We start from the raw sequence: 14,598 nt of genomic DNA on the forward strand, positions 1-14,598 counted from the left end.
AGTATGAGTAAAGTAAAAAATAAAAATTCAAAGCCTCTTTATGTTAAAATAATCAGGTATATGTGGCTTGCTTTCATTTTAGGATTGGCAGGATTTGTCTTGTTTGTGGTATCCGTAAATGCAAACTTCTTAGGCTTATTCGGAGAAATGCCCGAATTCGAATCACTTGAAAATCCCGATAGTGAATTGGCATCTGAACTATACTCTGCAGATGGGGTCTTATTAGGTAAATACTTTAGAGAAAACAGAACTCCGGTAACCTACAATGATCTTTCTCCAAATATTATCAATGCATTGATTGCCACTGAGGATGTAAGATTTGAAGACCATTCAGGGATAGACCCCAGGGCTTTGGGCAGGGTATTTGTCAAATCTATACTATTGATGCAAAAAAATGCAGGAGGAGGAAGTACCCTCAGTCAGCAAACGGCAAAAAACCTGTTTAAAACGCGTTCCGGAGATTCACAGGGGCTTTTAAGTAAGGTACCAATACTTAAAATGGTCATCATCAAAACCAAAGAGTGGATTGTGGCTACAAAGTTAGAAAGCGCCTATACAAAGGATGAGATTTTGACCATGTACCTAAACACTTCAGACTTTGGTAGCAATGCATTCGGTATTAAAACTGCTGCAAAGACATTTTTCAATAAAGACACAAGAGATCTGAATATATTGGAATCTGCTACTTTGGTAGGATTGCTAAAAGCACCCTCCTATTATAGCCCTGTATATAATGCAGAAAATTCAACACGAAGGCGGAATACGGTAATGGCTCAAATGAAGAAAGTAGATTTAATCTCCCCATCTCAATTTGACTCCTTAAGCGCAACGCCTATGGCGTTGGAATACCAAGTAGAAAGTCATAATGAAGGTTTAGCCACCTATTTCAGAGAAGTAGTCAAAGCAGATTTACTCCAATGGACCAAGGAAAATCTACAGCCGGATGGAAACAACTATGACCTTTTTGGAGATGGCCTGAAGATTTACACCACAATTGACAGTAGACTGCAGAAATATGCAGAAGAATCTGTTCAAGAACATATGTCGGAACTTCAGAAGAAATTTGAAGAAGAAATGGGTGATCGTGACCCTTGGATTGATAGTCGTCGAAGGGTAATTCCAAACTTTATTGAAAATGCTGTCAAAAGAACCCAGGCTTATCGAAATCTGAAAGCTAGGTATGGAGACAACACGGACAGCATTGAATACAAACTCAATGAAAAGAAAAAAATGAAGGTCTTTTCTTATGAAGGAAATATAGATACATTAATGAGTACCATGGATTCCATGAGGTACTATAAGAAATTTCTTCAAACCGGTTTTGTATCCATGGACCCCCATTCAGGGCACATCAAGGCTTGGGTTGGCGGTACCAACCATTCTCATTTTAAGTATGACCACGTCAAACAAGGAAAAAGACAACCCGGTTCTACTTTCAAACCTTTTGTGTATGCAGCAGCCATAGAAAACGGCTATGGACCTTGCTACACCGTGATTGATCAGCCGGTAGAAATCAATGTGCCCGATCAGCCCACTTGGAGGCCAAATAATGCAGATGGTAAATTTACTTATGAAAGAATGACCATCAGGTCTGCCATGTCTCAGTCGGTCAACTCAATTACAGCTTATATGATGAAAAAGCTAAGTCCTGAAGTGGTCGTAGAAACTGCCAAAAGAATTGGAATCACGAGTGAACTTGAAGCAGTACCTGCCTTGGCTCTGGGAACAGTGGATGTATCCATCATGGAAATGGTGGGAGCCTTCAGTACTTTTGTCAACAAAGGGGAGCACATCACTCCAATTTATATTGATAGAATAGAGGATAAAAACGGCAATGTATTGCACCAATTTATCCCTAGAAAAAGACCGGCAATGAGTGAAGAACATGCCTATATTATGGTCTATATGTTGAGAGGTGGAACGGAGGAAGAAGGAGGTACAAGCCAAGGCCTACCATGGAGCATAAGAGATGAAGGCAACGAAATAGGTGGGAAAACAGGTACTACTCAAAACGCCTCGGATGGATGGTACATGGGGATAACAAAAGACTTGGTCAGTGGTGTATGGGTAGGTGGAGATGACAGAGCCATACATTTCAGAAGCTGGATCAATGGTCAAGGTTCCAGAACTGCTCGGCCTATCTGGTCAAAATACATGAGCAAAGTATATGAAGACCCAAGCCTAGGCATCACCAAAGGTCCATTTCCTAAACCGGAAAGACCAATTAGCATAGAAATTGATTGCTCAAAATATGATCTTGAAACGGAGGAATATCAAGAGTTTGACTATGATGCAACTTCAACAGATTTCTAGGTTATACTCCTGATAAAATTTTTGAGCAATTACTTTTTGCCTACTGCAAATAGATAATGGATAAATAATAGTATAGAGGCATCAGGTAATGAAAAAATCAATTATTCCTTACCTGATGCTCCCTACATACAAGGTTAATCTAATAGGCCGTATATTGAGTATTTGATTACCTACAAACATATATTCAGCGATTAAATAATCTTACCACTGTCTCTATGGACATGCTTTCCCCTTCATATTTACCTGAAAACCACAATCAGTTGCCTGAATTACCCGGGGTATATAGGTATTACGATGCAGAGGGCAAGCTCATCTATGTAGGAAAAGCAAAAAATCTCAAAAAAAGAGTTGGTAGTTATTTTAGCAAAAGCGTAGGCATCAACCAAAAAACCAGGAAAATGGTGAGAGAGATCAGAAAGATTGAAATCACCATCGTTAATTCTGAATTTGATGCATTATTGTTAGAAAACAATTTGATCAAAAAAACGCAACCCAAATACAACATCCTTCTAAAGGATGATAAGACCTACCCTTATCTTCTCCTTACCAACGAACATTTCCCAAGGATATATGCCACCAGAAGAGTGATTCCCTCCAAGGGAACCTATTTTGGGCCCTTTGCAAGCGTAAAGGCCATGAACAATGTATTAGAGCTTATTCACTCATTATTTACATTGAGAACGTGTAGGTTAGATCTTTCACCGGAAAAAATCAGCAACGCCAAATACAAAGTTTGCTTGGAATACCATTTAGGAAATTGCAAGGGTCCTTGTGAAGGCTTACAAAAAGAAAAGGATTACCTGGCAGACATTGAACAAGCAAAAAACATTTTAAAAGGAAATCTTGGAATAGCAAAAACTTATTTTAAGGAGAAAATGACAGAAAGTGCTGCTGAAATGAATTATGAAGCAGCGCAAGGTTTTAAGGAAAAACTGGATTCATTAATCAATTACCAGGCCAAATCTCTTGTCATTAATCCAAACACAGACAGCTTGGATGTCTTTACCATTGTAAGCGAGGAAAAGTTTGCATTTGTAAACTACCTAAGAATAAAAAATGGAGCCATTACCTTAAGCAAAACAGTAGAGTTAAAAAAGAAATTGGACGAGCCGGATGAAGAGTTATTATTAACTGCTATCATTAGGTTAAGGGATCAGTTTCAAAGTGATGCAAAGGAGGTTTTGGTAAATCAAGAATTTAAAGAGAGTCCGGAGGGATTGTCACTGGTACAGCCTAAAATAGGAGACAAGAGAAAGCTCATTGATTTAAGCTTAAAGAATGCCCTCTATTATAAAAAAGAAAAGCTGTCTTTTGCGGATGAAGGTAAGGATAAGAAAAATAGGGTTATCCTTCAACTGAAAAAAGACCTTTCTTTAAATGACTTGCCTACTCACATTGAATGTTTTGACAATTCCAATATTCAGGGAACAAATCCTGTAGCCAGCATGGTGTGCTTTTTAAATGGTAAACCGGCAAAGAAAGAATACCGTCACTATCACATTAAAACAGTGGTAGGGCCGGATGACTTTGCCAGTATGGAAGAGGTAGTCTTCAGAAGGTATAAAAGGTTGGTTACTGAAGGAAAGCCTTTGCCTAAGTTGATTGTGATAGATGGAGGTAAAGGTCAGTTATCTTCCGCTGTAGCAGCTTTGAGAGACTTGGAGCTTTATGGTAAAGTACCCATCATAGGTATCGCAAAGCGTTTGGAAGAAATTTACTTCCCGGGTGATCAGTACCCAATTTACATCGATAAAAAGTCTGAATCTTTGCGGTTAATTCAAAGAATCAGAGATGAAGCCCACAGATTTGCCATCACTTTTCATCGTGACCTTAGAAGCAAAGGGGCCTTAAACAGTAAGCTATTGGCCATAGAAGGAATTGGGGATCTAACTGCACATAAGTTGTTGAAACATTTCAAATCCTATAAAAAGATTGAAGGTGCCTCAAAGGAAGAAATAATATCCGCCATAGGCAAAGACAAAGGCCTAAGAGTATGGGAGGCCATGCACAAAAAATAAGAGCAGGTACATTGCTGTACCTGCTCTTATTTTTTGTGAAAATGATTTTATTTTACCATTCCCAAAGGTTGTTTTCCCACTCTAAAAGCTCATACTCAAATTCAACTGATCTAAGATAAGCCTGAAGTTCCTGATTAGGGTTATTTGAATCAATCATATCTACAATTAACTCATTTTCCGGATTGGTATATTTCCTAACAACAGATCGAAAAAGCCTCATATCGAATGCTTGATTATAGGGTAGGTTTTTCGATATATTTTTGAAATTGGTCCACTCCCCATGTTCTTTGGTATCAAAATAATTATAAAAATCCCTAAACCTAATGAAAGCAATGGTCTTTTGACCAACTCCATAATTTGTTTCATTTGGCATTACCAATTCAAGATATTTTATATCAAACCTAACCTCAGAGCGATGTTTGTCAAATACAAAGTCTTCTCTAAAGTCCAGGTAATACAAATCCTTTACAAATATTGAATCTCCATTTTCTGCCGTCCAAAATCTAGTTTGAAAATCTGTAATGGAAAGTGGCTCTCTAAACTCTTCATCAGCGAACACTTCAATGGAATTATCTACCACCGCATTGTAAATATTCATCATGATTCCATCCCTCTTGAGGCCTCCTGTACCATAAAATGGCAGGTTGTATTTTTCCCGAAGATCAATTCTTCTCCACACACCAATTTGGTACATTTTATCAGAATCCCTTATGGGAAGAACTGAATAAACCGTATCCATGGAATAACCTCCATCACCAACATTCATTCCAGGATTACCGGAATTAGGGATATTTTGGGAAAATCCCGGCAATGCCGAGAAACAACACGCGACAATGCCAATTGCCAGTAGCCCAATCACTTTCCTTAATTCTTTCATGATTTCTTTCATTTAAATATAGAACGATTCACTAACCCGAATATTATTTAATCGGAATTGGAAAAACTTCGTTCACAGTACTTTTAATTTTGCTTCCTCTAAAATTAGTTCTTGTCACTTCCCTAACTATGACAACCAAACGATCTCCAGACTGTGCTTGTGCTAGTAAATTTCTTACTGCAATATTCTGGCCTGAAATGGATACACTTTCTCTAGGTACATCATTTCGGACAAGCCTTACTTCACCGGAAGAAACTTCGAAGTTGGCATCTCTAGGCATGGTCCTCCCAAACGTTGGCTCTGGAACTGCTCTAATCTGCAGATTTAACAAGCCATTGACAGGTGTTGAATTCTGTAAATCAATTTTCCTATCCCCATTAAAAGGCACTATTGAGGGTGCCGGAACAGGTTTAATATCATAATCCACCGAACCGATTTTATTACCTCCACTAGACACGCCAATAACAACTTTTCCTGAAGCCGCAGGAATAATGGTAACATCCGAAGGTCTTGAACCTTTGACAGCTTGCCCACCTGATACAGAGAAGTTAGGTGCATAAGTATTGCCCAAAGCAGGAACCTCAATAACCAAATCATTGGCACATTCAGCATACAACTGATTCACCACCTCAGAGCTTACTTTGATCACCGGTTGGGCCACGAAATAGTCATAATCAATGGTGAACACACTATCTTCTCCACCAATAGGTACGGTAATCTCACCTTTGAGTGATCTTGCCGCCAAGCCTCTATCATCATAATTTGATGCCGGAGCTACAGGGAATTTAATTTGACCAAAGCCTTCTTCTACCGGAACTTCTCTTCCATCAGCAGTCATTTTCAGCTCTGTAGAAGAGGAAGAAGATGCCAAAAACATTTCAGCTTCGAAAGTAGTACCTGCCGCCACCACATTTGAATTGGCAGCAATTCTTGCTTTCAACTTATCCGCTTCAAAGATAAAGGATCCTAGAGAATTGGTAATGGCTGTTAAGGCCTCACTCTCTATATTCAACACCTCATTTTGATGCTGGCTAATAATAGCTAAAACAGCACCGATTGGAGATTTGACATAATTTAAGTTTACATAATCCTTGAAATTTACATCAACATCATTTTTAAAAAGGTCGATTTCGTCTGCGTTCTTTGCTATTCTTTCAAAGGACATATTGATGTTTAATCCAGCCAATATTTGTTCAAGCTCTTCCGGAAAGGCATTCAATTTCTCCTGCATGTCATATCCTAGACGATTATTATTGAACAAATTTCCCGGAATGTCCACATTTTTTAGAGCCGAAGATTTATAGTTGCCTTGATCATCAATGGCATTGGATTCTTCAATTAATTTCGTCTTTGCATCCTCCAAATAGCTTACCAGTTCCGCGCTCTTTTGGCGAATTTCCTTGGCCGCTTCCACTTTAGGAATATCAACCTTATTATTACCTTGCTGCTCTACCGTAGTAGATATAATATTTACAGAAAATAGGTTTTTCTGAACATAATTTTTAGAAGTTCTTTCCAACCCATCGTTGATCAATACAAATTTTTGTAGGATTTGGTTACTTACTTGTAAAGCCAGCAGAGCGGTCAATACTAAGTACATCATCCCGATCATCCGCTGTCTTGGTGTTTCTTTACCACCCGCCATAAGCTATTTTACTTTATGAATATATATAAATAAAAATTTGATTGGAATTATGTGTTTTTAACCTTTCATGGCTGTTAGCATGCCACCATAAATATTGTTAAGTGATTTCACATTTTTGTTGAGTTTTGCCAACTCATTTTTAAATGTTTCGGTCTCTTTTCCTGCTTCTTGAATTCCTTCCATGGCTACACTTACATTGGAATAGAATTTACTAATGGTCTTGGCGTGCATATTAGAATCTTTTAATTCTTCTTCATATACATTATTCAAGGAGGCAAGACTTTTGGTAACATTCACCAATTGGTCCCTATACGCTTTTGCCCCTTCAGATGCAGAAGACATTTCCGCAAGTGCACTTGCCGTTTTGGTGTAAGACTCATTGATTTCAAGCATGGATTTAGATGCTTTTTTTACATTCTCAGCGTAATCATTGGTAGCAACCGCCGCATCGGAAATCTTACCTAATTTCTCTGTGGAACTAGCCAAGTTTTGCATGCCTTTTCCTAAACTTTCGATTAATTCAGGACCTATTTTAGCTTTGCCTAACATCTCATCCAATTTTTGGGAGGTTTGATCAGTGCCTTGTACGGCGCCTTTTCTTACCGGAGTAGCCCCCGCATTTTCACCTTCCAATTCAGGGTATACTTTTGTCCAGTCTAACTCTTCATTTTTTGGTTCGAATGCAGAAAGAAAAAATATCAGTGCTTCGGTTGACAAACCAACACCAATCATTATTGAAGAAAAACGCCAGTCCAAAATTTTGAACATCGCACCAAGAATTACAATTGCGGCACCAATACCATAAATTTTAGGCATTATTGATCCGTAGAATTTATAAGCGAAAGTGTTGTTTTTTGTAGACATATTTAGTAATAATAAAAATTTAAAACGGTTTGCTAGTATTTGATTTTAAGTGAGTATTAGTAATTATCGACGGCTCCTTTTGTTTGAATTTACATTCATGGAACCTGATCTTCCAATATAAGTCATCGAAGTTCTAAATCCAATATGAGCTGTCTGAACAAATTGATATTCAAAATTTCTTGAACTCGTTTCTAAAAAATACCCTACATCTTTCCATGAACCACCTCTTACTACTTTTCTACTTTCTGTAGAATCAATATATGTAGGATTCATATCCCATATCAATGAATTTGAAGCAGGATTATAAGCATCTTCTACCCACTCCGCTACATTTCCTGCCATATTGTATAGCCCGTATCCATTGGGTGCAAAAGCATCCACTGGAGCCGTATACGCAAAGCCATCATCTATATAATTCCCTCTTCCTGGTTTAAAGTTAGCCATTAAACAGCCCCTTCTATTTTTAAGGTAAGGGCCACCCCATGGATATTTTGCAATATCTTTACCTCCTTTTGAGGCATATTCCCATTCCGCTTCTAAAGGTAAACGAAACTTAGGCATATCAAATTCTGACTCGTCGTTGGCATTCATATGGTAAGATTTCCACTCACAGAATTGCTTTGCCTGATCCCAACTGACTCCTACAACAGGATAATCATCAAAAGCCGGGTGATCAAAATAATATTCCATTAATGGATCCCCGTAATGATGTGTGAAACTTTGGGACCAAATTGTGGTATCTGGCAACAGTTCTTCCAAAACGAACTCCGGAGGATTTGCTTGCGTAGTGGGAGTGCCTAATGCCAAATCTCCCATTCTCACCGCATCAAGAAACTGTCTATATTTGTTATTGGATACTTCATATTTATCCATAAAAAACTCAGAAATAGTCACTTGTTTATTGGTGGCGGATCTGCTTACGCCAATGTCTTCATCAGCCTGGCCCATCCAGAACGTACCGGCTTTGACTGGAACCATTTCAAATGGCAGGGATTGCTGCCAACCTGATCTTTTAGGTACACCTGTTACCTCACCTCTTCTATTGAGCTTTTCACTAGCTGTCCCCTTATTTCCAAAAAGGCCACAACTTTGAAGTAGTGTCATTATTAACAACCCTGTAACCAGAGTTAAAAAGCTACGATTCATTTTTCTTAACATAAATGACAATAAAGTAACCACATTCATTTTCAACCATTTAAACAATCAACTAATTCGAAATTTAACAGATTTTATTAGAAAATAGCAAAGATTTCTTCAATAAAATTCTTAAAGTTAAAACCTATATCTAGGAGTCCTTTGAATAATTCTGTCAAATTGTTTCGATACCTGAGGTATATTATAAGTAAGCATAAACTCATGGGAAGTTGGTGTTTTTGCTTGCACTCCTCCCACTACCAAATCAAATGCATACCCTAATCTAAGGGAATTGTCTTTTAACAAACTATATCCTACCAAAACTGATGCCGATTCTTCTAACCTATAAGCCATTCCAAGACTCACTTTTTTATTATATGTCCCTATAACGCTAAAGTCATATGAAAAATTATTCAACCCTACAGATTTAACCAACATACTAGGTTCAACACTAAACTGAGCAAAAGTGTTTATTTTGTAACCTGCCATCAAATAATTATGATTTTCAAGCTGGTTGTCCAAGCTACCACTACCGAAATCAAAAGCAGGCTCATTGAGATGCCTGCTACTTAACCCCAAATAAAAATTCCCTTGCTCGTATAATAAACCAATCGATGCTTGTGGCTTCATTTGATTTTCATCACCAGCAGAAGGAATACTAGGGTCCGGGTTAACGGGAGAAAATTCATCAAACCTTATTGTGCTGGAAAAAAATCCCCCTGAAGCTCCAATTCTTAAATTCCCTCTCCCTAACCTCAGTTTATACGCCAAAGAAAGATTTACCTCCTGATTACTAAACGGTCCAATTTGATCGTTTACAGCAACCAACCCAAAACCCACCGGTAAGCTTTTTAATCTTCCGGAAAAAGATATTAATTGGGTAGTAGGTGCGCCACCTGCTCCAGAGCTAGTACTATAATTTAACCATTGACTCCTATGGAGTGCTGTGATAGAATACCCTTCATCTTTACCTGCAAAAGCGGCATTATAAAACATTCCATTGTTCATATAATGCGTAAACTGCGCATCCTGCTGAGCACTGGCTTCCGGGAGCTCCAGAAAAAAAGCCATGCCGATCATCACACAAGTTAACAGGTAAATTCTTTTATTCATGCGTAAAAGATGTTTTGCTTTTCGAAATCTATTCTACACAATTAAACTGAATTTACCAGTAAAAAGATTAAAAGAAATCAGATTTTATTCGCTTTTTTTATATAAAGCTCTAAAGCACCGGTCATACTTGGGGCGTTAGGCAAGGGCGCTTCTATGTCCATAATAAGGTTCATGTCTTTTACCGCCTGTGCCGTAGTAGGCCCAAATGCCGCTATTCTGGTTTTCCCTTGCTCAAAATCCGGAAAATTCTGAAACAATGATTTGATTCCTGAAGGACTATAAAACGCTAAAATATCATATTTAATATCCTTAAGGTCCGATAAATCTGCTGCCACCGTATGATAGATAATGGCCTCAGTGAAATCTATATTGTTCTTACTCAAAAAATTAGGGATATCATCTTTCCTAATATCTGAACATGGAAATAAATACTTCTCTGATTTATGTTTCTTAAAGAAATCAAATAGATCTGCAGCAGTTCTTGTACCTACGAACAATTTTCTTTTTCGGATCACAATGTATTTCTGAAGATAATGAGCCGTTTGCTCTGAAATACAGAAATACTTCATATCTGCAGGCATCTCAATTTTTAACTCCTGACATATTCCGAAAAAATGATCTATCGCATTCCTACTCGTGAAGATGACAGCAGTGTGTTTTAAAATTTCAATCTTTTGCTTCCTGAAATCTTTTATAGAAACCGGTTGTACCTCTATAAAAGGCCTAAAGTCAATTTTGATCTTGTATTTTTCAGTTAACTGAAAATAAGGGGACCGCATATCGGAAGGTTTAGGTTGTGAAACCAAAATGCTCCTAACTCGATTTAGTCTGTTTTTTGTTGCTTGCGTCATTTTTATTTTTTTTCCTTTATCCTAGGAGTAATTTACAAATAACCAAAAATGGGATCAATTCCGAGGTGCAAAGGTAAGAAAATAAATGATAATTATTAAATCCGTTCTTTTTATACAACCATATTGCCAAGCCGATTAATCCCAAAGAATATATTAGGAAAAAAGTATAATACATATAAGAGAAGTGCTCATACAATGAAACCCAATTGTTCGCATACACCAGCACTAGCATGCATATGATGATAAATAATGCAAAGCCCCTAACTTTTAACAGGTAGAAAAAATGAGGGAAAGCTATTTTATTTAGGCTAAATAAGAATGCTCCTGTTCCTAACCAAACAAATTTAAAAAAAGTGATGATGGTCAGTAATAGTGAAAAGATAAGCCATGCAAACACTAATTTCTCTACGCTACTATCCAAACCCAGTCCAAAAAAATCGATCTCTAAACCATGGACCACCAAAATAACCAAAAGCCCTGTACTCATATTGATTAAGACCAGATAAAACAATAATTCTGCTGAATAAATTTTTGAAAAACTTCCTGACTCCCAGATATCTTCTATAGAAAACACACTTTTAGGATTCCAAAAAATGCCAAAAATAGAAGGAAAAAAGGCCCTGAAAATGGCAATCAGAAAAAGTACAGCAATTAAGGCTATGAAGAAAAAATCTCTGATTTCATCTTTCTTGCGTTTCTCTAAAACATTAGCTGTTTCAACTTTTTCATCCAAATTATTAAAATACCCTTTTTGCAATGAAAATTCTTCCGGAGAAATACCAAGCTTAAATGCAGTAATCTCCAGTTTTCCTTCATCGTCTAGGTAGTGAAGCACTGATTTATTACTGATGACCAATAAGGTATCATGCAAATAATAATCCCACAAAGCTTCATTGAAAAACAAGCTGCTGCCTTCCGGTAAACGAATTTGCCAATAGGCATCCTCAAATTGATTGGCATCCACTTGCACGGATATTGATTCATTGTGCTTGAACCAGCTCTCTGATAAATTTTCATGGAGAGCCGAATCATAATTCACCAAAATCTGGGCAACCGAATGAGAAGGTAAGCCAGACATTACCAATAACAACAGTCCCTGAAACACGAATAAACGACCAAACCACCTCATTAAAAACGACCTGTAAAACCAAAATGAATTCTAGAATAATTGAAACCTAAAGGCTGACTACCGGCCTGGCCCATTGCGTACACGAATTTAAATATACCACCGCTAGTTTCCAAGTTTAATCCTCCACCAAAAGAAATGGGCCATTCCTGTGAAACGTTTTCTACTTTATTTTCAACTTTACCCAAGTCTGTGAACAATAAAAAATAAGAATAGGTACCAAAATAGAACCGGGGCTCTACATTGATATAGAGGTATCGATTAGTGTAAAAATAATTCTCATTAAAACCTCTAATGCTCTGTAATCCTCCAAGCCTGAACAAGTCATTCAGTAGCAGGTTGGAATTGTCCATATCCCCGGCATTAAACCCGAGCTTTACCCCTAAATTTTGCCTCCATCTGTGATAGTAGGCAGTATTGGTTTGAATAAAATATTGCAGAGAGGTTTTCTCAATCCCTTGGTACAATTCTGGCGGTATTCCGGTATTCTCCAGCAATTGCTTATTACCTATACCGAAAGTGGTGGTAGATTGCCAGCCTTGCTTGGGCATAATTATATCATCTACCCTGTGGATTGCAAATGTTGCCCCATAACTATTGTACCTAAAGTCTGCTATTTCTGGTAATTTGGAGGCATTCTCATAGGCTTTTACTGCCAATAAATCCCCTGCTTGCCTTTTCCCAAAAAAGCTTATATAAGCTGTTGGGCTTAGTTGATAACCGATATTTAAGGTAAAAGCCCGATTCAAGAAAGTGGTATCTTCTTTAAGCAAATTAAACGAGCCGCTTAAATCCAGATTTGTACCCAATACAAAGGGCTCTTTTGCTTCTACATTTAAATTTTGCGAATACTGGCTCAATCGTTGCCAATTGAGAACGTAATCTCTACCCCTACCGGCCACATTGTACAGCTGCAAATCAAATTGCCCGGTCACCAACCATTTGTTGGCTTCAATCTCATTTGGCAACAGACCGATAATACCATCGAGGGAATTAATTTTCCGGTCATTGACCGGTAAGTAAACAGTCGCTTGTTCATTCTGGAAGGAAAGCTCAGGGCTTCCCACTATACTGATATAGGGGATGTTTTTTAGCGCTTTGGTGGCATCTTCCACTTTCTTCTGGGAAAAGGGTTCTCCAGGTGTAATCCCCAGTTTTTTCGCCAAGTAAATTGGCTTTGTTTTAGAATTCCCGGTAATTTTTACGGTATCAAAGCTTATATACGGCCCCTTGTCCATAGCTATTACGGCCGAAATCCCTTTTTCACTTTGCTGTATGCTGTCAAGTTTAACAGCCATAAAGGGGTAACCATTGTTTTGCCCCAAATCCAACAAATCATGCATCAGCTTTTGCCACCCCTTAAAGCTAAATGCCCTGCCTTCGGTCAAGTGAAATGGGGAATTAAGTTTCCTTAACAACCAAGGCTCCAGGTTACCTCTACCTATAGAAAACCAACGGGTCTGTGCACCTATCTCTATGGATAGCTGAATTCCCCCTCCTTTCTTTAAGTTTATTTCAGGTTCCGGATAAAAGTATCCTTCTCGTTGCAAAGAATCCACTATAGCCTCTGTATAGCTAAGCATTTGCAAACTATCCTCAAAGGATTGGCTCATTTGCTTGATCTCCTCCCCTTCTTGCAGAAGATTTATATGAAGCGTATAGGCTGTATCTTGAGCCATTCCTGTGAATGCAACAAATGAGCATACAGCAAAAAAAATATAGAAGGTACGCTTTACCAAACACCCCTCACCTTCATCTGAAGGGTATATACCGCTTCAGAAGCAGTAATGAACAGCGTTTTTCTATCACCTGCTCCAAAACAAACATTAGCAGTCCATTTTTCATCAACCGGTATATGCCCAATTTTAACCCCCTTGCTATTAAAAATGGTGACTCCATCACCTGTAAGGTACACATTGCCCCTATGATCAATGGTCATTCCGTCTGATCCCATTTCAACAAAGACTTGTCTATTGGTAAGGTATCCATCCTCCTCAATATCATACACATAGGTTTTTTTCGCTCCTATGTCTGCGACGTAAAGCTTTTTCCCATCATAGGTTCCCACAATCCCATTTGGCTTGACAAGGTTTTCATCCACTCTAAAAAACTGTAGGCCATCTTTTCCTAAGTAATACAAGTGATTGCCTCCTTGCTGAGATGCCGGATCTCTATCCCAATACTTCCTTTCGTAAAGAGGGTCGGTTATATAAATTCCACCCTTAGGGTCGGGGTTAATCCACAAATCGTTGGGACCATTTAACTTTTCCCCTTTGAAATTCTCGATCAACACTTTGGTATTCCCTTCTTTATCAATAGACCAAAGTTGATTATCCTTATCGGCACAAGCCAGCAGCTCTCCTTCTCTATTAAAGTACAAGCCATTGGCCCTTCCTGATTCATCAGTAAATTCAAGGATTTCTCCGGTACCAAATTTCCATTGGTAAATTTTATTATTGGGTTGGTCGGTAAAAAACACATTACCTTCACGGTCTACGGCAGGCCCTTCGGTAAACCCAAACCCATCAGCCACTTTAACCAATTCAACATTTTTCCCAACCAGACTTTTTTTAACATCCATCTGGGCAAAAACCTGGCTTGACAAAATAAAATTTATTAAACAAATCAACGGAAATATTCGATTCATATTCATGAAA

The 14,598-nt window shown here is 38.1% G+C and carries 11 protein-coding genes; 2 read left to right on the forward strand and 9 right to left on the reverse strand.

Annotation, left to right across the window (positions count from 1 at the left end):
• Positions 1-3 precede the first annotated feature (3 nt).
• Complete coding sequence (locus ACYVHJ_RS13435; protein WP_339902513.1) at positions 4-2,313, forward strand: penicillin-binding protein 1A; 2,310 nt, start codon at positions 4-6, stop codon at positions 2,311-2,313.
• A gap of 221 nt (positions 2,314-2,534) precedes the next feature.
• The gene (gene uvrC / locus ACYVHJ_RS13440) at positions 2,535-4,331 is read left to right on the forward strand and encodes an excinuclease ABC subunit UvrC (protein ID WP_339902523.1); all 1,797 of its coding nucleotides are present in this window, start codon (positions 2,535-2,537) and stop codon (positions 4,329-4,331) included.
• A gap of 52 nt (positions 4,332-4,383) precedes the next feature.
• Here uvrC and porN read toward each other — a convergent pair whose 3' ends face one another.
• From porN to ACYVHJ_RS13485, 9 genes are all read right to left on the reverse strand, one after another.
• Positions 4,384-5,208: a type IX secretion system ring subunit PorN/GldN gene (gene porN / locus ACYVHJ_RS13445; protein WP_460515575.1), complete on the reverse strand. Its 825-nt coding sequence runs from the start codon at positions 5,206-5,208 to the stop codon at positions 4,384-4,386.
• A gap of 43 nt (positions 5,209-5,251) precedes the next feature.
• Entirely contained in the window at positions 5,252-6,853 is a 1,602-nt protein-coding gene (gene porM / locus ACYVHJ_RS13450; protein ID WP_460515578.1) for a type IX secretion system motor protein PorM/GldM, read from the reverse strand.
• 57 nt (positions 6,854-6,910) lie between these two features.
• Positions 6,911-7,717, reverse strand: coding sequence for a type IX secretion system motor protein PorL/GldL (gene porL / locus ACYVHJ_RS13455; RefSeq protein WP_460515581.1), 807 nt, complete (start codon positions 7,715-7,717; stop codon positions 6,911-6,913).
• A 63-nt stretch (positions 7,718-7,780) separates the two neighbouring features.
• The gene (gene porK, locus ACYVHJ_RS13460; protein WP_460515987.1) at positions 7,781-8,875 is read right to left on the reverse strand and encodes a T9SS ring complex lipoprotein PorK/GldK; all 1,095 of its coding nucleotides are present in this window, start codon (positions 8,873-8,875) and stop codon (positions 7,781-7,783) included.
• A 114-nt stretch (positions 8,876-8,989) separates the two neighbouring features.
• The gene (locus ACYVHJ_RS13465; protein ID WP_339904881.1) at positions 8,990-9,964 is read right to left on the reverse strand and encodes a PorP/SprF family type IX secretion system membrane protein; all 975 of its coding nucleotides are present in this window, start codon (positions 9,962-9,964) and stop codon (positions 8,990-8,992) included.
• Between the two features lie 77 nt (positions 9,965-10,041).
• Complete coding sequence (locus ACYVHJ_RS13470) at positions 10,042-10,815, reverse strand: uroporphyrinogen-III synthase (protein WP_339904879.1); 774 nt, start codon at positions 10,813-10,815, stop codon at positions 10,042-10,044.
• A 16-nt stretch (positions 10,816-10,831) separates the two neighbouring features.
• Entirely contained in the window at positions 10,832-11,944 is a 1,113-nt protein-coding gene (locus ACYVHJ_RS13475) for a DUF4271 domain-containing protein (RefSeq protein WP_460515585.1), read from the reverse strand.
• On the reverse strand, positions 11,944-13,620 hold the full coding sequence (locus ACYVHJ_RS13480; RefSeq protein WP_460515587.1) for a BamA/TamA family outer membrane protein: 1,677 nt from the start codon (positions 13,618-13,620) through the stop codon (positions 11,944-11,946). Before ACYVHJ_RS13480 ends, ACYVHJ_RS13475 begins: the two co-directional genes overlap by 1 nt.
• Positions 13,621-13,673: 53 nt before the next feature.
• The gene (locus ACYVHJ_RS13485) at positions 13,674-14,588 is read right to left on the reverse strand and encodes an SMP-30/gluconolactonase/LRE family protein (protein ID WP_460515589.1); all 915 of its coding nucleotides are present in this window, start codon (positions 14,586-14,588) and stop codon (positions 13,674-13,676) included.
• Positions 14,589-14,598: the final 10 nt, after the last annotated feature.

Source organism: Cyclobacterium sediminis (assembly GCF_054781075.1).